The sequence below is a fragment of the Noviherbaspirillum aridicola genome (assembly GCF_019656455.1).
In the GTDB taxonomy this organism is placed as follows: Bacteria; Pseudomonadota; Gammaproteobacteria; order Burkholderiales; family Burkholderiaceae_D; genus Noviherbaspirillum; species Noviherbaspirillum aridicola.
Map to the genome: position 1 here is coordinate 50,693 of NZ_BPMK01000021.1, position 20,491 is coordinate 71,183.

At 69.2% G+C, this 20,491-nt stretch carries 18 protein-coding genes; 8 read left to right on the top strand and 10 right to left on the bottom strand.

What is annotated here, in order from left to right:
- Positions 1 to 31: 31 nt before the first annotated feature.
- The 4 genes from NCCP691_RS19655 to NCCP691_RS19670 all read right to left on the bottom strand — a co-directional run bounded on the left by NCCP691_RS19655 (position 32) and on the right by NCCP691_RS19670 (position 8,223).
- Positions 32 to 862 (bottom strand): hypothetical protein, encoded by an 831-nt coding sequence (locus NCCP691_RS19655; RefSeq protein WP_220810268.1) that lies wholly within the window; start codon positions 860 to 862, stop codon positions 32 to 34.
- A 506-nt stretch (positions 863 to 1,368) separates the two neighbouring features.
- Positions 1,369 to 2,607: a L,D-transpeptidase family protein gene (locus tag NCCP691_RS19660; RefSeq protein WP_220810269.1), complete on the bottom strand. Its 1,239-nt coding sequence runs from the start codon at positions 2,605 to 2,607 to the stop codon at positions 1,369 to 1,371.
- Positions 2,607 to 3,779 carry a nuclear transport factor 2 family protein gene (locus NCCP691_RS19665; protein WP_220810270.1) on the bottom strand — a complete coding sequence of 391 codons (1,173 nt, stop codon included), beginning with the start codon at positions 3,777 to 3,779 and terminating at the stop codon, positions 2,607 to 2,609. The genes NCCP691_RS19660 and NCCP691_RS19665 overlap by 1 nt, the downstream gene beginning before the upstream one ends.
- A 214-nt stretch (positions 3,780 to 3,993) precedes the next feature.
- Entirely contained in the window at positions 3,994 to 8,223 is a 4,230-nt protein-coding gene (locus NCCP691_RS19670; RefSeq protein WP_220810271.1) for a hypothetical protein, read from the bottom strand.
- Positions 8,224 to 8,449: 226 nt separating this feature from the next.
- Between NCCP691_RS19670 and NCCP691_RS19675 the strand changes: the two genes are divergently transcribed.
- Positions 8,450 to 9,202 (top strand): response regulator, encoded by a 753-nt coding sequence (locus NCCP691_RS19675; protein WP_220810272.1) that lies wholly within the window; start codon positions 8,450 to 8,452, stop codon positions 9,200 to 9,202.
- Here the strand turns inward: NCCP691_RS19675 and astB are convergent.
- From astB to NCCP691_RS19700, 5 genes are all read right to left on the bottom strand, one after another.
- Positions 9,181 to 10,530 (bottom strand): N-succinylarginine dihydrolase, encoded by a 1,350-nt coding sequence (astB, locus tag NCCP691_RS19680; RefSeq protein WP_220810273.1) that lies wholly within the window; start codon positions 10,528 to 10,530, stop codon positions 9,181 to 9,183. The two genes, NCCP691_RS19675 and astB, sit on opposite strands and share 22 nt — an antisense overlap.
- 29 nt (positions 10,531 to 10,559) lie before the next feature.
- Entirely contained in the window at positions 10,560 to 11,603 is a 1,044-nt protein-coding gene (gene astA / locus NCCP691_RS19685) for an arginine N-succinyltransferase (protein ID WP_220810274.1), read from the bottom strand.
- A gap of 7 nt (positions 11,604 to 11,610) precedes the next feature.
- Complete coding sequence (astA, locus tag NCCP691_RS19690; protein ID WP_220810275.1) at positions 11,611 to 12,633, bottom strand: arginine N-succinyltransferase; 1,023 nt, start codon at positions 12,631 to 12,633, stop codon at positions 11,611 to 11,613.
- Between the two features lie 109 nt (positions 12,634 to 12,742).
- Positions 12,743 to 14,245: an L-piperidine-6-carboxylate dehydrogenase gene (gene amaB, locus NCCP691_RS19695; RefSeq protein ID WP_220810276.1), complete on the bottom strand. Its 1,503-nt coding sequence runs from the start codon at positions 14,243 to 14,245 to the stop codon at positions 12,743 to 12,745.
- Positions 14,224 to 15,357 carry a saccharopine dehydrogenase family protein gene (locus NCCP691_RS19700; RefSeq protein ID WP_220810277.1) on the bottom strand — a complete coding sequence of 378 codons (1,134 nt, stop codon included), beginning with the start codon at positions 15,355 to 15,357 and terminating at the stop codon, positions 14,224 to 14,226. The genes amaB and NCCP691_RS19700 overlap by 22 nt, the downstream gene beginning before the upstream one ends.
- Before the next feature lie 100 nt (positions 15,358 to 15,457).
- On the opposite strand from NCCP691_RS19700, the gene NCCP691_RS19705 reads away from it, so the two are divergent.
- Both NCCP691_RS19705 and NCCP691_RS19710 read left to right on the top strand, forming a co-directional pair.
- Entirely contained in the window at positions 15,458 to 15,928 is a 471-nt protein-coding gene (locus tag NCCP691_RS19705; protein ID WP_220810278.1) for an Lrp/AsnC family transcriptional regulator, read from the top strand.
- Between the two features lie 28 nt (positions 15,929 to 15,956).
- Positions 15,957 to 16,295 carry a hypothetical protein gene (locus NCCP691_RS19710; RefSeq protein ID WP_220810279.1) on the top strand — a complete coding sequence of 113 codons (339 nt, stop codon included), beginning with the start codon at positions 15,957 to 15,959 and terminating at the stop codon, positions 16,293 to 16,295.
- Positions 16,296 to 16,304: 9 nt separating this feature from the next.
- Here NCCP691_RS19710 and NCCP691_RS19715 read toward each other — a convergent pair whose 3' ends face one another.
- Positions 16,305 to 17,294 carry a serine/threonine protein kinase gene (locus NCCP691_RS19715; protein WP_220810280.1) on the bottom strand — a complete coding sequence of 330 codons (990 nt, stop codon included), beginning with the start codon at positions 17,292 to 17,294 and terminating at the stop codon, positions 16,305 to 16,307.
- 105 nt (positions 17,295 to 17,399) lie between these two features.
- Between NCCP691_RS19715 and NCCP691_RS21540 the strand changes: the two genes are divergently transcribed.
- Genes NCCP691_RS21540 through NCCP691_RS19740 form a run of 5 tightly spaced genes read left to right on the top strand, consistent with a single transcriptional unit; the run spans position 17,400 to position 20,485 of the window.
- On the top strand, positions 17,400 to 17,822 hold the full coding sequence (locus tag NCCP691_RS21540) for a type IV pilin protein (RefSeq protein WP_274387243.1): 423 nt from the start codon (positions 17,400 to 17,402) through the stop codon (positions 17,820 to 17,822).
- The gene (locus NCCP691_RS19725) at positions 17,816 to 18,283 is read left to right on the top strand and encodes a GspH/FimT family pseudopilin (protein ID WP_220810281.1); all 468 of its coding nucleotides are present in this window, start codon (positions 17,816 to 17,818) and stop codon (positions 18,281 to 18,283) included. Before NCCP691_RS21540 ends, NCCP691_RS19725 begins: the two co-directional genes overlap by 7 nt.
- Positions 18,277 to 18,858, top strand: a complete 582-nt coding sequence (pilV, locus tag NCCP691_RS19730) for a type IV pilus modification protein PilV (protein WP_220810282.1) — start codon at positions 18,277 to 18,279, stop codon at positions 18,856 to 18,858. The genes NCCP691_RS19725 and pilV overlap by 7 nt, the downstream gene beginning before the upstream one ends.
- Before the next feature lie 41 nt (positions 18,859 to 18,899).
- A complete protein-coding gene (locus NCCP691_RS19735) occupies positions 18,900 to 19,913 on the top strand; it encodes a PilW family protein (RefSeq protein WP_220810283.1) in 1,014 nt (337 codons plus the stop codon).
- Between the two features lie 26 nt (positions 19,914 to 19,939).
- Positions 19,940 to 20,485: a pilus assembly PilX family protein gene (locus NCCP691_RS19740; RefSeq protein WP_238482512.1), complete on the top strand. Its 546-nt coding sequence runs from the start codon at positions 19,940 to 19,942 to the stop codon at positions 20,483 to 20,485.
- The last annotated feature ends 6 nt before the right edge of the window (positions 20,486 to 20,491 follow it).

The window sequence follows — 20,491 nt, forward strand, 5'->3', positions numbered from 1 at the left end:
GGCTGACGGGCCGCGGACGCGGCGCCGTCGTTCAGTAGGCGTAGGGATCGCGGCGGGCGCTGGCGTAGGACGGGCAGCCGTTCTTGCCCCACATGCCGTTGCAGACCTGCCAGCGGCAGTGCTCGCGCAGGATGATGTTGGCGCGCCGGTCGCAGCTCGCGAGCGCGCTGGACACCTGCTGCAGGCGTGAATTGTCGCCGCCACGGCGGGGGGTGCTGCTGGCGGCGGCGGTCTTCTTGTTCAATTCTTCATCCGCCTGCCGGCGCATGCGCTCGACCTCGCCGGCGTTTTCGGTGCCGGCCTTCGCCGTGCGGGTCGGGGTGGCCGCCTTGCGCGGCGTCTCGGCGCGTCTCGTTTCCCTGGCCGGCGCGGCGGTTTCGCCTGCCTCCGCGCGGTCGGCTTGCCGTGCCCGGCTCTGCTCCCGCACCGGCTCGGGCCGGGATTCCCTGGCCGCGAGCTTCTGCTCGGGGACAGGGGGTTTCGGCTCGGGCGCGGCGGCTTTCGGCTCGGCCCGGGCGGGAGCCGCTTCCGCCACCGCGGCTTTCGGTTCAGGCGGCGCCGGTTTCGATTCCGGCACGGCGGCGGCCGTGGGTGCGCCGGCGGGCGCCGGGTCCGGCCGTTCGGCCCTGGCCTCGCGCTGGCCGCCCTCGACCTCCCCGGCGGGCGCCTTGCCGTCGTAGGGGAGTTCGCTCGGCCGTATGCCGCGCAGCGCCCTCTCCTCGCCGTCGGGGTCGACGACGGTGGCGGCCGGGGCGGACAACGCCAGCGCGGACGCGGAGAGGGGCGGATTCTTTGGCGTGGAAGCAAACCATTTCGAGCCGGCGAGGCCGGCGCCCGCGCCCACCGCGAAAACGAGCGACATGATGAGCAAGGGTGAACGACGGCGCGCCGGGGTTTGCGGTCCGCCGCCATAGAGCGCGTCGTAATGGGCGGCCGCCGCCTTGGCTGCGAGGGCCTCCGGGCTGAGATCCAGCTCCGGCTCGGTGCGCTGCGGCCGGGCCGCGTCCTGGGCCCTGTAGGGCGGAAGGTTGGCGGCGGCAAAACGGGACGCATCGCCTCCGGCATTGCCGGAGGGCGTTGGTGGAGGTTGGCGGGGACGTCCCGCTGATCTGAATCCGGCCAAGCGACTTGCCCTCATGTTCGAAAAAAACTGGAAGTGCCGGCATGCATTGCTGCGCACAAAGCGCGCGAAGTGCGCGCAATGCCGGGCTGGAGGAGTATCGCGTGGCGAAGCCGCGGCAAGGCGCGGGAATGCTGCCGTATCGAAAAGACCGCCGCCAATGAGCTGAAGTTCAACCAGCCTGAAGCAGGCTTGCTATTCGTCGAACGGAAATGGTAGCGCCACGCGAATGCGTGGCGCATGAGGGATCACAAGGTGAGTTCGTAAATGATCTTCCACTGGCCGGCTTCCTTCTCCCAGTACTGCCGCTTGCGGATGGAGGAAGTGTTCTTGCCGATCGTCGTTTCCTGGGTGAAGGTGCTGACGATCATGTCGGAACGGCCCGGGTAGAAGAAGTGGGTGGTGTCGCGCAGCTTGACTTCGAGCTTCCTGACGTTGCGCAGGACGGACTGCTGCGGCTTGTTGAACCAGGTCTTGAGGTCTTCGCCCCGCTCCGACTTGAAGTCGCGGCTGTAATTGGCCAGTACGCGCGAGGGCACCAGGCTCTCGACGTCGCGCCGCCAGTTTTCCACCAGGCGCGCGGCCAGCTGGCGGTCGTTTTCCCAGCGCAGCTTGCCGACGAATTCAATGCTCTCGGCGATGACGACCGGCGTCTTGCCGATTTCTACCGACTCGGCGAGTTTCTCGAGGTCGGGATTGGTGAGCACGACGCAGCCGTCGGAGGACAGCGGCGGCCGGCTGTAGCTGTCGGGCGGCGTGCCGTGCAGCCAGATGCCCGAGCCGCTGCGGCCGTTGAGCTTGTCCCATTCGTTGGGATAGTTGATCGGCAGCGCGCCGGTGCCATAGAACTCGGGCAGGCGCGAGTCGGGAAGATGGCTGGTGATGTAGTAGACGCCGACCGGCGTCTTCTGGTCGCCTTCCTTGAGCTTGTTGATGCCAAGCTTGCCCTGGCTGACGTAGTAGTCGGTCACGAACTTCAGCTGCCCGCCTTCATGACGGTACACGAACAGGCGCGAGCGCTTGGCGTCGACCAGCAGCACATGCTTCTGGTCGGCGCGCATCTGCAGCACGACGCGCGGCACCAGGTTGGGATCGGGCCGCTCGCGCAGGAAGCGCAGGCGCTGCATGGCTTCGGCGCGCAGGTTCTTGAGCTTGTCCTCGGGGCCGTCGACCGCACCCAGCACCTTGACCGGGCGGGTATGCATCAGCAGCAGGTCGCCGCGCACCAGGTGGCCGAGACGGAAGTTGGGATAGGCTTCGACCAGACGGTCGGCCTTTTCCTGCGCGGCACGCAGGTTGTTGGCGCCGAGCTCCTTGTAGACCTCGATCAGCAGGGCCTCGGGATCGGGCTTGTCGTCGCGGTCGCGCGGGCCGGCGCCGGCCGTTCCGGACACGGAAAGCAGACAGGCCATGCTCAGCAACAGGGCGCGGGCCGCCTTGCCCGGGCGAGGCGACAGGAATGGGAATGTGATTGGGAAGCGCAACATCAACTGCCTGTGTTCTCCTGCTTGATTTTCCATCGCCCGCCCTGCCTGGCCAGCACCAGCGTCTTGCGGGTGGTGGCGGTGAGGCGGTCGGATATGTAGACCTGGCGGAAGCGCACGGTGGCGTTGTTGCCCTCGACGCTGACCTGGGGCGATTCTATCCTGACCTTGATGCTGCCCTTGCCCGCGATCCGGGCGCGGCGGTCGTCTTCCCATGCCTTGCGCGACTGCCCGCCGGGCGTCTGGAAATCATTGCCGTAGAAAGCGAGATAGGACTTCACGTCCTGCGCGCTCCAGGCGCGTGCCCAGGCTTCGACCACTTCGGCCACTTCGTTGCGCTCGGCGTTGGACGGCCTCGGCGCGGGCCTGGGCGGTTCGGCCTTGGGCGGCATGGGCTTGGCTTCGGCCTTAGGTGCTTCGGCCTTCGGTGCTTCGGCCCTGGGCGGCTCGGCCCTGGGCTGTGGCTTCGCGGCCTCCGCGCGCGGTTCCTGCCGCGCGGGCGGCTCGACCGGTTTCGCGGGCGGCGCAGCCGGTTCCGGCCGTGCCATCGCGAGCTGCTCGGCGGGCCTGGCCGGCGGCGGCGCCGGTCTCGCGGCCGGTGTCGGGACGCCGGCGAGTCGGGTGGCGTCGCCGGTTCCGTTCATCGAACGCACCAGGGTGAGCCTGGACTTGGCGGCTGCATTGCCCGATTCGAGCTGCAATGCCTTGTCATAGGCCTGGCTGGCGAGCTTGGCGTGCACGTCGCCCAGGTTTTCGTAGGCGGTGGCGTAGCTGGGGTTGGTGCGTATGGCCGCATCCAGCGCCGCGCGCGCCTTTTCATACTGCCCCGACGCCGCATACAGCACGGCGAGGTTGTTGTACGGTTCCGGCAGCGAAGGATGGTCTTCCGTCAGCTTCTGAAAGATGGCGATGGCTTCCGCCGGCTTGTTCTGCTCGGCGAGGATGACGCCCTTCAGAAAACGCATCTGCACATCCCGCGGATTTTTCGCGAGATAGGCATCGGCCCGCAACAGGGCCTCGGCATGCTGGTTGGCGCGGATGAATCTGTTGACATCCGCAAGCTCGTCCGCGAACGCGGGCACGCACAGCAGCGCGGCGAGCAGGCCGCCGGCAGCCGACTGGTGCAGTTTGGAGCGCAGGGAAAAGCGGAACATGCGACGCGGGACGGGGGTCATGGAATGTGGATCGGCGATATTTTGCAGCAAATCGGCAGTGGCGCGCGCGGCGCGTACCGCGCGCCGGCCGGCGGCCGGCGCAAAAACCACAGCATTCTATACTCAGCGCCGTCGGAAGGCCATTTCGCGGGCGGGACTTGACGCTTGCGCAAGCAAGAAAGGCAAGGTGGAACACGGAGGAATGAACGCTCCCGGAACACGCCGGGAACGTCCGTCATGGCTTGCCGGCGGCGCCATCCGGGTCCGTGCGCAGCTCATAGGACAGCTGCAGGACGGCCGGCACGCCGGCGGACAGCGTGCCGGAAGCCTGCGCCACTGCCGCCGGCGCGGCCGTCGCAGGCGCGGCGGGTGAGGCGTCGCCGGCGAAGTAGGCCCAGGCACCGGCGAGTGCCATGCCGCCTGCGAGCGTGGCACCGCCGAGCGCGGCGGCGATGCTGACGCGGCGGCGTCGCGGCGCGGACAGCGGCGATTCGGCCAGGACGGCTTCCGCGCGTTCGCGCCACTGGCCGGCCTGGTCGCCTTCCGCGCTCAGGCGTCCGATCAGGTCCGACGCCAGGGCCTGCGCCTGTTCCCGCTCCTGTTCGCAGCGCTCGCGCAGGCGGTCGGCCTGGCGGGCGCTCTCGCGCGCATATTCCTGCTGCCGGCGCGCTGCCTCGAGGGCCAGCTTTTCCGCTTCGGCGCAGGCCTGCTGCTCCGCGCGGGCTTCGGTTTCGGCCTTCAGGCGCAGCTCTGCCAGCCGCGCGGTTTCGATGGCGGCGTGGGCGCGCAGCTCGGCCTCGGCGCGGGCCTGTTCTTCCTTCTCCAGCTGTTCGCGGATGGCTTCCAGCAGCTGCTGTTCCGCGCGGGCGCGGGCGCTTTCCACGCGCGCCAGTTCGGTCGCTTCGCGTGCGCGCGCCTCGGCCGCGGCGGCGGCGTCGGCCTGTGCCCTCGCCTGCTGCTCGGCCTGTTCGAGAAAGCGCTGTTCGAGTGCGAGCCGCGCCTCGGCCGCCAGGCGTGCCTGACAGGCGGCCTGTTCGCGCGCCCGGGTGACGCCGGCCTGCGCTTCCTCGGCGGCGGCACGCGCACGCGCCTCGTCGAGCGCACGCTGTTCGGCGGCGAGCGCGGCGTCGGCGGCGCGCTGTGCCGCCTGCTCCGCCGCGCAGCGCTCCTGCTCGACACGCAGCTTGTCGCGTACGGCGGCCAGCGCCTGCTGTTCGGCATCGGCGCGCTGTCTTTCTGCGCTGGCCAGCTGCACCGCGTCGCGCGCGCGTGCAATCGCGGCTCCCGCTGTCCGGCGCTGGGCATCGGCCTGCTCGCGCGCCTTGGCGAGCAGCGTCTGCTCGGCGTCGCGGCTGGCCTCGATGGCGGCGCGGGCGTCGCGCTCAGCCGTTTCCTTTTCCTGGGCCAGGCGCGCCTGAGCCTGCTCGGCGGCGAGCCTTGCCTCCGCTTCCCGGCGCGCCGCGGTTTCACTTGCGAGTTTCTGCTCGATCGCGGCCAGTGCCTGCTGTTCGGCGGCGGCGCGCTCGCGCTCCGCCTTCGCCAGCGCGAGCGCCTCGCGGACTTTCTTCATCACGGCGGCGGCGGCCTGGCGTTCGAACTGGGCGCGCTCGGCGGCCGCGGCGGCGAGCTGCTGCTCCGACCTGAGCTGCGCGGCGATGGCGGCGTTTGCCACGCGCTCGGCCTGCTCGCGCGCCTGCAATGCCTGCGCGTGTTCCTGTTCGGCGCGGGCGCGTGCTTCGGCTTCCTCGCGCGCGGCCTGCTCGGCGGCCAGCTGGACGCGCACGGCTTCCAGCGCCTGTCGTTCAGCCTCGGCGCGGCGCTGTTCGGCGCGCGCCAGCGCTTCCGCCTGGCTCGCCCTGGCTTCCGCCGCCTCGGCGGCGCGGCGCGCGGCGTCGGCCAGCGCCGCGGCCTGGCTGGCTTCCTGCTGCGCGGCGTCGCGCGCGGCCTCGGCTGCCTGGCTGGCGGCTTGTTCGGCCGCTTCACGCTGGCGGATCAGCTCGGCTTGCTGCGCTTCGGCGGCGGCGCGCGCCGCGGCATAGTCGCGGGTGGCCTGGGCGGCGGCGCGGCGGGCTTCGATTGCGGCCAGTGCCTGCTGTTCAGCCGCCACCCTTTCCTCTTCGGTCCTGGCCAGGGCCTCGGCTTCCCGGGCGCGGCGCGCTGCCAGCCCGGCGGCCTCGCGCTGCAGGCGGGCCTGTTGTTCGGCGTGCGCGAGCTGTTCCCGCTCGGCGGCGGCGCGCCGTTCGGCGACTTCGCGCAGCGATGCTTCCTCGGCCGCCCGCGCGCGCAGCAGGCGCTGCTGTTCGTTTTCGGCCAGCGTGCGGGCTTCGGCCTGCTGTTGCAGCGCAAGCTCGGCGTCGCGCTTTTGCTGCTCGGCCTGCAGGGCGGCCTGTTCGGCGGCGGCACGCTCGCGCTCGATGCGCGTCCGCTCGGTGGCTTCGCGCGCCTTTTGCAGGGCGGCCTGCGCGGCCTGGCGCTGCAGCAGGATCTCCGCCTGTGCCTGTTCCGCGGCGTGGCGGGCGGCGGTGGCTTCGGCTTCCTTCGCGGCGCGTAGTGCGCGCTCGGATTCTTCCCTGGCGCGCAGGGCCTCGGCGTGCTCCCGGTCGGCCTCGGCCCGGGCGCGGGATTCGGCAACGGCGGCCTTGCCCGCTTCCAGCTTCCGGCGCGCCTCGGCGAGTGCCTGGCGCGCGGCGTCGGCGCGCTGGCGCTCGACCGCCACTTTTTCCTGCAAGGCGGCGAGCGCGGCCTGCTCATCGTCGGCGCGCTGGCGTTCGAGCCGGGCCAGTTCCACGGCTTCCCTGGCTTTCTGCACGGCGGCCTCGGCGGCCTGGCGCCGGGCGTCCGCGCGTTCGATCGCCTTCCGCAGGGCCACGCGGGCGGCGGCGCATTCTTCTTCCCGCGCCTGCCGGGCCAGCGCTTCGGCCTGCGCCTGCTCGCGCAGGAGGCCGGCATGTTCCTGTTCGGCCGCCTGGCGTGCGCGGGCGGCGGCGATCGCCGCTTCTTCCGCGCGCAGCTTGTCCTGCAGCGCGGCAACGGCCTGCTGCTCGGCTTCGGCGCGTTCACGCTCGGCGCGCGCATGTTCGGTTGCCTCGCGCGCCCTGAGCGCGGCGAGTTCGGCGGCCTGGCGCTGCAGTTCCGCATGCTCGGTGGCGCGGACGAACGCCTCCTGTTCGGCGGCCGCCTGCTCGGCGGCGAGGCGGGCCGCCGCCTGTTCCATTTCGACACGCTTCTCCGCCAGTGCGCGGGCGCGCTGCTCTTCCTCGATGCGCTCGCGGGCAGTGCGGGCCACGGCCTGCTCGGCGGCGGACCGTTGCGCGGCTTCCTGCGCGGCGCGGGCTTCGAGCGCCGCGCGTTCGCGTGCCTGCTGTTCGGCCTGGTGTTCGGCTTCGACACGGGACAGCGCCAGGGCCTGCAACTCGCGCTCGGTCTGGATGCGTGCCTCGGTGGCGGCGTGTATCTGCTGCTCGGCCTCGCGGCGGGCAGTCGCCGCGGCGGCGGCCACGGACTCGGCGTGTTGCCGGCGGGCCGCCGCTTCCTGCATCTCGGCCTCGGCCTGCAGGCGCAGCTTGAGCGACTCGGCGGTGCGCTGTTCGAGCGCGATGCGTGCCTGTGCGGCTTCTTCCTTTTCCTGTTCGATCAGGGCGCGGGCGCGCGCCTCTTCGCGCGCGCGCACTTCCGCCGGCGCGCGGGACAGCGCGGCCTGCAGGGCCATGGTTTCGGCGCGCTCGCGTTCGCGCGCAAGCTCGAGCGCCTCGCGCCGCGCATCGGCCAGCATTTCCGCGGACTGGCGCGCCTCTTTCTCGCGCCGTTCCTGCTCGCGCGCGAGGGCGGCCATCCGGGCTTCCGCGCGGGCGCGGGCTTCGGCTTCCTGGCGCGCGGCTTCGCTGGCGGCGACGCGCTGTGCGGCCTGCCAGCGGGCCAGTTCGGTTTCCTGCGCCAGTTCTTCGGCGGCGGCCCGGGCACGGGAGGCGAGTTCGTTTTCGGCGGCCAGCTTTTCCTCGGCGCGCAGGCGGGCTTCCTGCTCCAGGCGCGAGCGTTCTTCGGCGCTGCGGCGGGCCTCGGCTTCCGCTTCGGCGCGAGCCTTGAGTTCGTTGATTTCGCGCTGGATGGCCGCGGCGCGGGCCTCGCTCGCCTCGCGCGCCTCGCGCTCGGCTTCCAGCCTGGCGCGGCTGGCCGCAATCGCTTCTTCCGCGGCCCGGGCGTTCTGGTAGGCCTCGGCGGCGGCGGCGGCTTCAAGCCGCGCCTTGTCTTCGGCCAGCGCCCTCGCGCGGGCCTCGGCGTGCGCGCGGTTCTCGGCGGCTACCGTGGCGCGGGCTTCGGCTTCGACCCGGGCAATGGCTTCACGAATCGCCTTGAGGTCGATCGCGCCGGCGCGGGAAGCGGGCGAGCCGGCGGCGGCGATATCGTCCTCCTCGAGGGTGGAGATCGCGGCCTGGCTCGGGGTTGTCGGCGCCTGCTTGTTGTTCATTTTTTTCGCTCCCGCTGAATGGGCCGGCGCTGAGTCCAGTACGCGGGCCGGCATGACATACCATGAATTATCCCCGGCCGGGGTCCCGCGGCAGGCGACGAACAGCGGGCGGAATCCGGTTTACTTCCCTGTTATGCAACTGCCCCGGCACCCCTGCCCTGCGGACGCAAAAAGGGCTACAGTGACGGCCGGATTGCACAACACGACACATTGCAGGATCGAGCACATGGATTCACGACCCGCTTCTCCCCGCCTGCGCCTGCTGATCGCGGACGACAATGCGGTCAGCAGGATGATCGCCGCCGGGCTGGCGGAAAAGCTCGGCCATGCGGCCGACATGGCGGCCGATGGTGAACAGGCGCTGCGCATGCTGGCCGAGCGTCACTACGACCTGGTGCTGATGGATTGCGAAATGCCGCGCCTCGATGGTTATGCGGCGACCCGGCGACTGCGGGCGCTGGAGGGCAATATGCGTCACACGCCGGTCGTCGCGCTAACCGCCGCGCTCGGCGAGGAAGAGCGCCTGTCCTGCCTCGAGGCAGGCATGGACGATTTCCTCTGCAAGCCATTGAGCCTGACCGGCCTGGAAGAGGTACTGGCGCGACGCAGCCCTGCGGCGGCCGACACCCGCGGGACGAGCGAGACCGACGGACTGGAAGCGGTGGCGCGCCATCTCGGCAACCGCCATCCGGAGCTGGCGACGCTCTGGCTGGACGACTGTCCGCACCGGCTCGACGCGCTGCGCAGCGCCGTGGCTGACGGCGATGTCATGGGCGCGGCGAGGGCGGCGCACGCGCTCGCCGGCGCCTGTGCGTCCATCGGCGCGCGGGAGGTGTCGGCGCAGTGCCAGGAGATGGAGCGGCAAGCGCGCGGCGGGCACGCGGCCGGCCTCGCCGACCGGCTTGCCCGGATCGAAGCGGGCTGCGCCGAGGTCGCCGCCCGCCTGCGGCAAATGCTTCAGTCGTCCGTCCAGTCGTAGAGTCCGGGCAGGCCGAGGATGCTTTCGAGCGCTTCGAGCGCCGCCCTCACCTCCAGCGCCAGCTGCGGATCGGCCAGGTCATCGGGCAGCAGCCGGTCGCGGTAATGCCTTTCCACCCATTGCACGAGACGCGCGTAGAGCGGCTCGTTCATCAGCACGCCGGGGTGAACCCGGCCGGCGTCTTCCCCGTTGAGTGCCACGCGCAGCCGCAGGCAGGCAGGGCCGCCGCCATTGCGCATGCTCTGCCGCAGGTCGAAGTCGAGCAGCTCCACGATCGGCCCGCCGTTTCCGACGGCGGCCTCGAGGTAGCGCGAGACCGCCTGGTTTTCACGGCACTCGCGCGGCACGAGCAGGATGAAACCGCCGCCCGGCGCATCGAGCAGCTGACTGTTGAACAGATAGCTCTGCACCGCGTCGCGCACCGGCACCTGGCCCGCGTCGACGCGCACCGCCTGCAGGTCGACGCCGAGCCCGGCGAGCCGGCTGCGCAGGGTCGACAGGACGTTCGCCTCGTCGACGAAGGCATGCTGGTGATAGAACAGGACATGGCGGCTGCCGACGGCAATCACGTCATTGTGGAAGACGCCCTGGTCGATGGCGGCCGGATCCTGCTGCACATGCAGGACGCGCTCCGGCGCCAGACCGTGCAGGCGCGCCACCGCCTCGCCCGCTTCCCGCGTCTGCCGCGCCGGATAGCGACGCGGCGCGGCCAGAGAGGGATCGAACTCGGCGCGTCCGTGCACGAACATCTCCAGCCCCGGCAGCCCGTGATCCGCGCAGAAGCGGGTATGATTGGCCGCGCCCTCATCCGCGAACGCCGGCGTGGACGGCAGCGCGTCATGCACGCAGAACCGGCTCTCGTCGTGGAAGATCGCGCGCAGGCTGCGGGCGGTCTGCCGCTGCTCCTGCGAGCGGTGCAGCTTGTTGTTGAGATTGGCGACGGTGAAATGGGTGCGGCCGTCGGCGGTGTCCGGCGCGGGGCTGACGGTGGCCGCATTGGCGGTCCACATCGGCGACGCCGACCATGCGGCGGCGAGTATCACCGGCGCTTCGGCCGCGGCGCGCGCGAGGATCTGCGCGGGCGTGCCGCGAAAACCGATGCGCCTGAGCAGGGCGAAATCGGGGCGCGGCTGCGGCGGCAGCAAACCCTGTCCGAAGCCGCGCGCCGCCAGCGCGCGCATCTTCGCCAGGCCCTGCAGCGCGGCCTCGCGCGGATTGGAAGCCTGGCGCAGATTGCTGGACGAGGCCACGTTGCCGAAGGATAGCCCGGCATAGTTGTGCGAGGGGCCGACCAGGCCGTCGAAGTTGTATTCCCGTGTGCTGTCCATCGAAGCTCCTTGAATGCGGCACGCTGCTCCTAGCGCGGCCCGTACTGCGGCCGGCGCGGAACGAGCTGCATCGCGCGCACCGGATCGCCGCGTCGGCAGTGCAGCAGATCCCGTTCCTGCGGGGGCAGTTCGATGCGGCCGCGGTTGGGATGGGCGGTGGTGGCGATGACCCTGAAATCGGGCAGGCCGAGGCGCGCCACCATCCACAGATCCTCCGACTGCGCCGCGGCGCGCGCATCGTCGACGATGGCCAGCTCGCTCTCGCGCAGCGCCCGCAGCTCGCTGACCCGCGCCTGCAGCGTCGGACCGGCGTCGAAGATGTCGACATAGCCTTCGAAGTGCATGCCCTCCTGCTCCAGCAGCCGCTGCGCCGGCGCGGTATCTCGATGCACCTGGCCGATGACTTCCTGCGCCGCGCCCGTCAGGTAGGCGACATACAGCGGATGGCGCGGCATCAGCTCGGCGATGAAGGATTTCTTGCCGAGGCTGGTCAGGTCGTCGGCGCGACTGAAATCCATGCGGAAGAAATGCTGGCCCAGGCTGTCCCAGAAAGGCGAGCGTCCCGCTTCATCCTGGTAGCCGCGCATCTCCGCGATCAGCCGCTCGGGAAACAGGTGCGGAAACTGTGCGATGAACAGGAAGCGGCTGCGCGACAGCAGCTTGCCGTGATGTCCCCTGCGATAGTCCGGGTGCAGGAACAGCGAACACAGCTCGGCGCTGCCGGTGAGGTCGTTCGACAGGTACAGCGTGTCGAGCTGCGAGAAAACCCCGAGCTCCTTGCTGGAGTGGACCAGGGTGCCGATGCGGTAGTTGTAGAACGGCTCGTGGAGACCGACTGCGGCCCTGACCGCGCAGGCGCCGACGATCGCTCCCCGCTCGCTGTCTTCCATTACGAACAGGTAATCGCGCTCGGTCGGGTCGATCTGCTCGGCGAAGGATGCGCAGGCTATTTCCACCCGCGCGCCGAGGGCGCGCCGGTCCGGCTTGAGCGTGGTCATGCCGGGGCCGACCAGCTGCGCCAGGGCCAGCAGGCCGTCGATGTCGGATTCGGCAATGGCGCGAATGATCAGCATCCGGACCTCACAGTTTCAGGCACAGCACATGCTCGCCCGGCGCGACGTCCAGCGCGCGCAGCGCATCCTGATCGAGCGCCACGCCGTCGGACCGCCCCGACACTTCGCATCGGGTAGCCACCGCCCGAAAGCGCTCCGCCCGCAACGGCGCCACCAGGTGCAAGGGCGCGCTGTCGGGAATGGCGCCCGCCGCGGCGGCGCTCGCCCGCTTGCGCCTGCTGCGCGAAAAGGCATTGAGTGCCTTGCGCGGCGCCTGCAGCACCGGCCCGCCGTCGAACACGTCGAGGTAGACATCCGCCTCGAAGCCCTCCGCGCGCAGGAGATCGTATGCCTCGCGCGCGGCGCCATGCACCTGGCCCATCGCCTGCTGGGCCGCCGGGGACAGCAGCGGCACATAGACCGGATAGTGCGGCATCAGCTCGACGATGAAGCTCCGGTTGCGGGCGCCGCCGACCAGGCGTTCGGCCATCTGAAAATCCATCTGGAAGAACTTGCGGCCCAGCGCTTCCCAGAACGGCGAGCGGCCTTCGGCATCGAGCTGGCCCGAGATCGCGGCGAAGAACTTGCCGGCAAAACGGTGCGGAGACGCGGCCGCGAACAGCAGCCGCGCGCGCGACAGCAGCGCCGCCTCGGTCCTGCCGCCGCGCGCCAGGTGAAAGCCCGACAGCTGGCTGCAGTTGGTCAGGTCGGAACAGAGGCTCAGCGCGTGCACGTTGTGACTGATGCCGAGATCGTGCGAGACCTGGGCCAGCACGTCCCTGCGGAATGCGTAGTAGGCGCCGCGCGCGCCGGCGGTGGCGGTGAGCGCGGCGGTGCCTGCGAGGTTCCCGTCCTCCGCCGTCAGCACGAACAGATAGGACTCGTCCGACGGCGCGCGGGGCGAGGCGGCAAATGCCGCCGCCGAGCGTTCGACGGCGTCTTCGATCGCCTGCCGGCTGCGGGGCAAGGTGTGCACCACCGGCACCGGTTCGGCGACGAGTTGCTCGAACGCGGGTATGTCCCCGCTTTCCACCGGCCTCACCACGAACATGCCTCCCCCCTTTCACGCCGCGACCGGCCCGGCCGCCCCTGTTCTGGACATCCTCCCGCAGCCCCGGTTCCTTGCGCCGCCGCCCTGCTTGCGCTGCGGCATGCACGCCTCAGATGCTGAAACGCACGCCCTGCGCAAGCGGCAGCTCGCTGCTGTAGTTGATGGTATTGGTCGCGCGCCGCATGTAATTCTTCCAGGCGTCCGAGCCCGCCTCCCTGCCGCCCCCGGTATCCTTCTCCCCGCCGAAGGCGCCGCCGATCTCGGCGCCGCTCGGACCGATGTTGACGTTGGCGATGCCGCAGTCGCTGCCCGCCGGCGACAGGAACAGCTCCGCCTCGCGCAGGTCGTTGCTGAAGATGCTCGACGCCAGTCCCTGCGGCACCGCGTTGTTCCAGGCGATCGCCTGTTCCAGCGTCTGATAGCGCAGCAGGTAGAGAATCGGCGCAAAGGTCTCTTCCTGCACCACGCCGCCCTGCGCAGGCATCTCGACCAGCGCCGGGCGCGCGTAAAAGCCGCCGTCGCAGCCCTCTACCGGCACCCGCTCGCCGCCGTGCACCCGCCCTCCCTCGGCCTGCGCGCGCCGCAACGCATCCTGCATGACGGTCCATGCGTGTTCGTCGATCAGGGGGCCGACGAGCGTGCCCGCGTCCAGCGGATTGCCGACCGCGAGCGAGCGGAAGGCGGCGATCAGCCGTTCCCGCACCCGGTCATAGACCGAGGCATGGACGAACAGCCGGCGCAGCGAGGTGCAGCGCTGGCCCGCCGTCCCCGCCGCCGCGAATACCACGGCGCGCACCGCCAGCTCGAGGTCGGCGCTCGGCGCAATGACGGCGGTGTTGTTGCCGCCCAGTTCCAGGATGCTGCGTCCCAGCCGCGCCGCGCAGGCCTGGGCCACCTCCCGGCCCATGCGGGTACTGCCGGTGGCGCTGACGAGCGGCAGCCGGGTATCCTGCGCCAGCATCATGCCGCATTCGCGCCCGCCCAGGAGCAGCTGCGACAGATCCGCCGGCGCCTCGCCGAACTCGCGCATCGCCTGCTCCAGCAGGGACTGCACCGCGAGCGCCGACAGGCACGTCTTCTCCGATGGCTTCCACACGAGGCTGTCGCCGCACACCAGCGCCAGCGCCGCATTCCACGACCATACCGCGACCGGGAAATTGAACGCGGAGATGATGCCCACCGGCCCCAGCGGGTGCCAGGTTTCCATCATCCGGTGCCCGGGCCGCTCGGAGGCGATGGTCAGTCCGTACAGCTGCCGGGAGAGGCCGGTCGCGAAGTCGCAGATGTCGATCATCTCCTGCACCTCGCCCAGCCCTTCCTGGAGGATCTTGCCGCTTTCCATGGTCACCAGCCGCCCGAGCGCCTCCTTGTGCCGGCGCAGCTGGCCGCCGAGCAGGCGCACCAGTTCGCCGCGGCGCGGCGGCGGCAGGCGCCGCCACTCGATGAACGCGGCCTCCGCCCGCCCGACCTTGGCCGCGCAGTCGGCACCGCGGTCGGCGCGCAGCCGCGCCAGCTCCCGGCCGTCGATCGGGCTTCTGCAAACCAGGTCGCCGCCGTGCCAGCGGGCGAAATCGACACCCAGCTCCTTCATCAGCGATTCGGGCTCGTACATGCTGCCTCCTGTGCGTGTTCCTGTTCAGCGTAGTAACTTCCGAAACGGTTGGCGAGGAAATCCTGCAGCCGCGCCTGCTCCTGCCGCACCAGCCCCCGCCGCGGCAGCCTGCCCTCGCGCAGCAGATCCACCATCGCGCAGGCGCCGGCGGCCGTCGCCAGCTGTATCGCCGACAGGTGCCGGCCGTGCACCGACCGGGCGTGGATCTTCTGCACATGGCTTTCCTGCTCCAGCCGGCCGTCGCGTTCCCCGCAGGCGGTGATGAACACCAGCACCGTGTCCTGCGGCGTCGCCGGCAGCGCCGATTCCAGCAGCTCGCGCAGCAGCCGCCGGCGCTCCGGCTGTCCGAGCCGCAGATCGTGCAGCAGCACGCGCATCAGCTCGCAGTGGCCGGGATAGCGTATGGTCTTGTAGGACAGATCGGGCACCTTACCGGCAAGGCTGGCGGCCAGGCTGCCGAGGCCGCCCGAGGTGTTGAAGGCCTCGTACTCCACCCCGTCCAGCGCGAACCGCTCCAGCCCTTCCATCGGCTGCAGCAGCGCCGGTCTGCCGTCGACCACCGCTTCGCATGGATTGCAGTATTCGTTGATCAGGCCCTCGGTGCTCCAGCTCAGGTTGTATTTCAGCGCATTGCTCGGGTAGCGCGGCAGCGCGCCGACCCGCAGCCGCAGCATGCGCAGGCGGTCGAAGCGGTCGGCCAGCGCGTGCGCCGCGATCGACACATAGCCCGGCGCCAGCCCGCATTGCGGCACGAAGGCGGTGTCGGCGCCCTCGGCCAGCTGCCGCACGATGCGCGTGCTCTCCACGTCCTCCGTCAGGTCGAAATAATGCGCGCCGGCGTTCCGTGCCGCCGCCGCGATCGCCGGCGTGAGGAAGAACGGACAGGCCGACAGCGCGACATCATGGCCGGCGGTGACGGCACCAAGCGCGGCGCTGTCGCCCAGGTCGGCACGCACGACGCGCAGTCCCTCATGCCCCCGTGCCGCGATGGCGGCAAGCCTGCCGTCGTCGCAATCCGCCACGGTCAGCGCGTAGTCCCCGGTGGCGGCGAGCAGGTGCGCGATGGCGTCGCCGATCTTGCCGGCGCCGAACAGGATCAGACGTGTCTTCATGCCGGCTCCCCCGCGAAATTGATCTGGATTCAGTCTATGGCGGCCCGCAGTCGGAAAAAAGGGAGCAAACCGTCGTCATCCTGTATGCTTTCACGTCAATATGACGAACGAGGACGACAAACCGTCAGACCCGTCGCTCGACGATACCGACCAGCGCATCCTGGCGCTGCTGATGACGAACGCCCGCATGCCGGTGGCCGCCATCGCACGCCGGACCGGGATCGCCCGCACCACGGCGATCGCCCGCATCGCCGCGCTTGAAAAGCGCGGGGTGATCGCCGGCTATGGCGTCCGGCTGAACCCGGATCTCGCGCAGCCGGCGGTACGCGCCTATGTCGGCATCGCCGTCGACCCGCGCGGGGCGCCGGACCTGGTCAGGCTGCTCGACCAGCTGCCGCAGGTGGAAACGCTGTGCGCGGTAAGCGGGCCGGTCGACTACATGCTGACGCTGCGCTGCCGTTCCACCGCGGAACTCGACCGCCTGCTCGACCGGATAGGCGCGGCGGGCGGCGTGCGGCAGACCTCGACCTCGATCATTCTGACCAAGCGAATCGACCGCGGTCCGGCATGAGCCGCCGCGACATCCTGAAGGACCAAACATGGACCAGATACCCGAAACCAAGAAGAACCACCTGTGGCGCAAGGTCGTGTGGCACACCGACCCAGACGAGCATCCGCTCGGGCCCTATCATCACGCCGAGGTCTACTGCTGCGAAGAAGCCAACGGCTATGCGGTGTGGTATGTGCGTAAGCTGGGCAAGGACGACGCGCGGGGGCTGCGCGGCACCGAAAACGCCGACTACCTGCTCGGCTATTTCCCGAGGAACGGGCGCGACGATGCGATAGAACGCGCAGTCCTGCTCGCCAACAGCGCCGACCATCCGGACGCGGTCATCGAAAACCTGGACCGCGCCGCGGCAAGCGGCCAGAAGGTCTGAGTTCCCGGCTCAGACCGGCCACAGCGGCGGCTCGTCCATCAGCGCCACCTGCTCCCGCAGTTCCAGGATGCGGTCCTGCCAGTAGCGCTGCGTATTGAACCAGGGGAAAGCCGCGGGAAAGGCGGGATCGTCCCACCGCATCGCCAGCCAGGCGGAGTAATGGATCAGGCGCAGCGTGCGCAGCGCCTCGATCAGGTACAGCTCGCGCGGGTCGAACTCGCGGAAATCCTCGTAGCCCGCCAGCAGGTCCGACAGCTGGCGCACCATCTCGCCCCGCTCGCCCGACAGCAGCATCCACAGGTCCTGCACCGCGGGGCCGGTGCGGCTGTCGTCGAAATCCACGAAATGCGGGCCGGCGTCGGTCCACAGCACATTGCCGAGATGGCAATCGCCATGCAGGCGCAGCAGGCGCACGTCGCCCGCGCGGTCGTAGCAGCGGCGCACGCCGTCGAGGGCCTGCAACACCACACTGCGCCAGGCTTCCCGCAGTTCGCCCGGCACGTCTCCATGCTCCATCAGAAAGGCGAACGGCAAGTCGCCGAAACTACGCGCGTCCAGTAACGGACGATGCCGGAAGGGCTTGCGCGCGCCAACCGCGTGAATGCGGCCTATGAATCGCCCCAGCCACTCCAGCGTCGCGCTGTCGCCGGGTTCAGGCGCCCGCCCACCCCGACGGGGAAATACCGAAAAGCGGAAGCCGCCATGCTCATGCAGCGTCGCGCCATTCAGGCTCATCGGCGGCACGACCGGCACTTCAGCCTGGGCGAGTTCCTCCACGAAGCCGTGCTCTTCCAGGATGTCCTCGTCCCGCCAACGCCCGGGGCGGTAGAACTTCACAACGACCGGGGGCCCGCTTTCCATGCCTGCCTGGTACACGCGGTTTTCATAACTGTTCAAGGCGAGCAGCCGGCCGTCGCTGTACAGGTTCAGTTCTTCCAGCGCGCCGAGCACGACATCCGGCGTCAGGCCGGCATAAGGGGGGTGTGAGGGGATGTTCATTCCGCCCATTGTACGGAATGACCCGGGTAAGAGCGCCCTAGCCGCTCGTCGCCGACTTCTTGCCATTCGTCGGAAAAAGGTGAACTTTTCCTAGGAGCAACCATAATGTTGTCAAAGAAAATCCCGGAGGAAACCATGCGTCGGAACCGAATTCGTGCGTTCACCCTGATCGAGTTGATGATCACGGTCGCCATCCTCGGCATTGTCGCCGCCATCGCTTATCCATCCTATACCCAGTATGTGGTCAAGTCGAACCGCGCGGCCGCGCAGGCTCACCTGATGGAGATCGCCGACAAACAAGCCCAGTACCTGATTGACAACAGGGCCTACGCCAGCTCAGTCAGCGACCTGGGATTGACCACGCCGGCGAAGGTTGCCGGCCTATATAACATCGTCATCACTGTCCCCGCAGGCAATCCACCCGGATTCACTGCAGCCGCCAATGCAAAGGCCGGCACCGCACAGTCCGGCGACGGGAATCTGACGATCAGGCATAACGGCGAAAAAACGCCGGCCGAGAAATGGTGACCGTTCGCCGCCTTGCCGGCTTCACGCTGGTCGAGCTTATGGTCGCGCTGGCGGTGGCGGCCATTCTTGCCGGACTCGCCGCACCCTCCTTCAGCGAGATGATCGCCAATCAGCGCGCCAAGAGCGTCGCCACGGATCTTTACATCGCACTGACCAAGGCACGCTCGGAGGCGCTCAAGCGCAACGTAAGCGTCTCGCTCACGCCCAAGACGGCCGACCAGTGGCACGGCGGCTGGCAGATTCTCGACCCGGCCGATTCCACCCGGGCCCTGCACGCGCGCGGCGCGGCGGCCGGCGTCGCCATCGACGGTCCGGACGAGGTGACCTACCGCAGCTCCGGCCGGCTCGACGCCGGCACCGCCCCTTCTTTCGATGTTACCGCCAGCGGCGCCAGCTACCACTGGTGCATCAGCGTCGATCTGAGCGGCCGGCCCTATACGGAGAAGAAGGCAACATGCTGAGCTCAACCTTCCGCATTCGACAGCACGGGGTCACATTGATTGAAGTACTGGTGACCATCGTCATTCTCGCCTTCGGCCTGCTCGGATTGGCGGGGCTGCAAAGCAAGCTCAATGTCGGGACCCTGGAATCCTATCAGCGCGCGCAGGCGGTCGTCCTGCTCAACAACATGGCGGAACGAATCAACGCCAACCGCGCCAACGCAGGCGATTACGTCACCGATGAAACGCTGGGCACCGGCGATTCACAACCGGCAAGCTGCGCGGCGCTCGCCGGCGCGGAGCGCGATCTGTGCGAATGGAGCCTCGCGCTCAAAGGCGCGGCAGAGAAACAGGGGGCCGACGAGACGAACGTCGGCGCGATGGTCGGAGCGCGAGGCTGCATCACCGAGGTCCAGGCCCCCAGCACGACTCCCGGGGCCTGTGCGCCGGGCATCTATCAGGTGGCAGTCGCGTGGCAGGGGCTGCATGCCACCCGCGCCCCCTCGGTGACATGCGGAAGCGGCAACTATGGCGAAGAAACCAGCCGCCGCGCGATATCGGTGCAGGTCGCCATCGGCCTGCCGGGCTGCAAATGAGGAAGGCGCGCACCATGCGACACTGGATCCCCCCCCACGCCATGTCTCGCTCCTCCGGCTTCTCGCTGGTGGAGCTGATGGTCGCGATCGCCATCGGGCTGCTGATCATCGCCGGCCTGGCGGGCGTTTTCGTCAATACCAACGCCACCCAGAGCGAAATAGAAAAATCCAACCGTCAGATCGAGAATGGCCGCTTCGCCGTCCAGCTCCTCACTGACGATCTGCGCATGGCAGGCTTCTATGGCGAGTTCAATCCGACGGAACTGGTCTCGCCTGCCACACTGCCCGACATATGCGCCACAGCCCCCGCCGACCTGATTGCAGCCCTGCCGTTGCATGTGCAGGGTATCGACAATGAGGGCGGACTTGCCTGTCTGCCCGGCATCCGCGCCGGCACCGATATCCTGGTCGTGCGCCGCACCGAGACCTGCATCGCCGGCAGCGGCGGCTGCGACGCGGTCGATGCCGCCTTGCCCTACTTCCAGGCTTCCATGTGCAACAACGTGACGGAACTGGGTTCGCCGACCGTTACGGACCGATTCACGCTCGCGCTCGGCACAAGCGGCACCGCGCGGCACAAGCGCGATTGCACTACGGGGGCTGACCGGCGCCGCTTCCGCGTGCATATCTACTTCATCGCCGACAGCGACACCGGCACGGACGGGCGGCCCACGCTCAAGCGCGCCGAACTCGGCGCCGGCGGATTCTCCGTCGTTCCGCTGGTCGAGGGCATAGAGAACCTGCAGGTCGAGTATGGCATGGACACCAACAACGACGGCTCGCCCGACGTCTATCATCCGGCGCCGGGCAGCTATGACGGTTGCAGCGGCAGCACCTGCATCGACAACTGGCGAAACGTTGTCGCCGTCAAGACCTGGCTCCTTGCCCGCAACAACCAGCCCACCCCCGGCTACAGCGATGCCAAGAAATACGTCCTCGGCACCGACGCGGAAGGCGAAGAAAACGCGGTAGGACCGCTCGGCGACAGCTATAAGCGGCACGCCTATGAGGCGCTGATCCGTCTGATCAATCCGTCCGGAAGAAGGGAATTGTGATGGACCGCCTTCGAAGACAGGAGGGCATGACCCTCGTGGTCGCTCTCATCATGCTGGTTCTGATCACCCTGCTCGTGGTGACCAGCGCCAATCTCGGCCAGGGCAGCCTGCAGACGGTCGGCAATATGCAGCATCGCAACGAGGTGTATGCAGCCGCGCAGGCAACGATAGAAGAAGCCATCAGCAGCACCCGCTTCTTCGACAATCCCGCCAACGTCCTGGTCAACGCGTGCGACGGCGTATCAAACCAGCGCTGTATCGACACGAATGGCGATGGCACGCATGACGTCAAGGTTCAGCTGACTCCGGCGCCCACCTGCGTGATGGTCCAGGCTGTGAAGAACGATGATCTGGAAATCACTTCGGCCGAGGCCGAAGACCTCGGATGCGCGGTCGGTCAGGGACAGAACAGCGGCATCGTCGGCGCCGCCACCGGCGACTCGATGTGCTCGAACAGTACCTGGGAAATCCATGCTCTCGCCAGCGATATGGTGACCGAAGCAAAGACGGAAATAACGCAGGGCGTGGCGGTTCGTGTCAGCAACGACGCGATATCGACGGCCTGCCCCTGACGCAAA

Coding starts and splice junctions, on each gene's coding strand:
- NCCP691_RS19655 (WP_220810268.1), bottom strand. CDS start 862: ATGTCGCTCGTTTTCGCGGTGGGCGCGGGCGCCGGCCTCGCCGGCTCG.
- NCCP691_RS19660 (WP_220810269.1), bottom strand. CDS start 2,607: ATGTTGCGCTTCCCAATCACATTCCCATTCCTGTCGCCTCGCCCGGGC.
- NCCP691_RS19665 (WP_220810270.1), bottom strand. CDS start 3,779: ATGACCCCCGTCCCGCGTCGCATGTTCCGCTTTTCCCTGCGCTCCAAA.
- NCCP691_RS19670 (WP_220810271.1), bottom strand. CDS start 8,223: ATGAACAACAAGCAGGCGCCGACAACCCCGAGCCAGGCCGCGATCTCC.
- NCCP691_RS19675 (WP_220810272.1), top strand. CDS start 8,450: ATGGATTCACGACCCGCTTCTCCCCGCCTGCGCCTGCTGATCGCGGAC.
- astB (WP_220810273.1), bottom strand. CDS start 10,530: ATGGACAGCACACGGGAATACAACTTCGACGGCCTGGTCGGCCCCTCG.
- astA (WP_220810274.1), bottom strand. CDS start 11,603: ATGCTGATCATTCGCGCCATTGCCGAATCCGACATCGACGGCCTGCTG.
- astA (WP_220810275.1), bottom strand. CDS start 12,633: ATGTTCGTGGTGAGGCCGGTGGAAAGCGGGGACATACCCGCGTTCGAG.
- amaB (WP_220810276.1), bottom strand. CDS start 14,245: ATGTACGAGCCCGAATCGCTGATGAAGGAGCTGGGTGTCGATTTCGCC.
- NCCP691_RS19700 (WP_220810277.1), bottom strand. CDS start 15,357: ATGAAGACACGTCTGATCCTGTTCGGCGCCGGCAAGATCGGCGACGCC.
- NCCP691_RS19705 (WP_220810278.1), top strand. CDS start 15,458: ATGACGAACGAGGACGACAAACCGTCAGACCCGTCGCTCGACGATACC.
- NCCP691_RS19710 (WP_220810279.1), top strand. CDS start 15,957: ATGGACCAGATACCCGAAACCAAGAAGAACCACCTGTGGCGCAAGGTC.
- NCCP691_RS19715 (WP_220810280.1), bottom strand. CDS start 17,294: ATGAACATCCCCTCACACCCCCCTTATGCCGGCCTGACGCCGGATGTC.
- NCCP691_RS21540 (WP_274387243.1), top strand. CDS start 17,400: ATGTTGTCAAAGAAAATCCCGGAGGAAACCATGCGTCGGAACCGAATT.
- NCCP691_RS19725 (WP_220810281.1), top strand. CDS start 17,816: ATGGTGACCGTTCGCCGCCTTGCCGGCTTCACGCTGGTCGAGCTTATG.
- pilV (WP_220810282.1), top strand. CDS start 18,277: ATGCTGAGCTCAACCTTCCGCATTCGACAGCACGGGGTCACATTGATT.
- NCCP691_RS19735 (WP_220810283.1), top strand. CDS start 18,900: ATGTCTCGCTCCTCCGGCTTCTCGCTGGTGGAGCTGATGGTCGCGATC.
- NCCP691_RS19740 (WP_238482512.1), top strand. CDS start 19,940: ATGACCCTCGTGGTCGCTCTCATCATGCTGGTTCTGATCACCCTGCTC.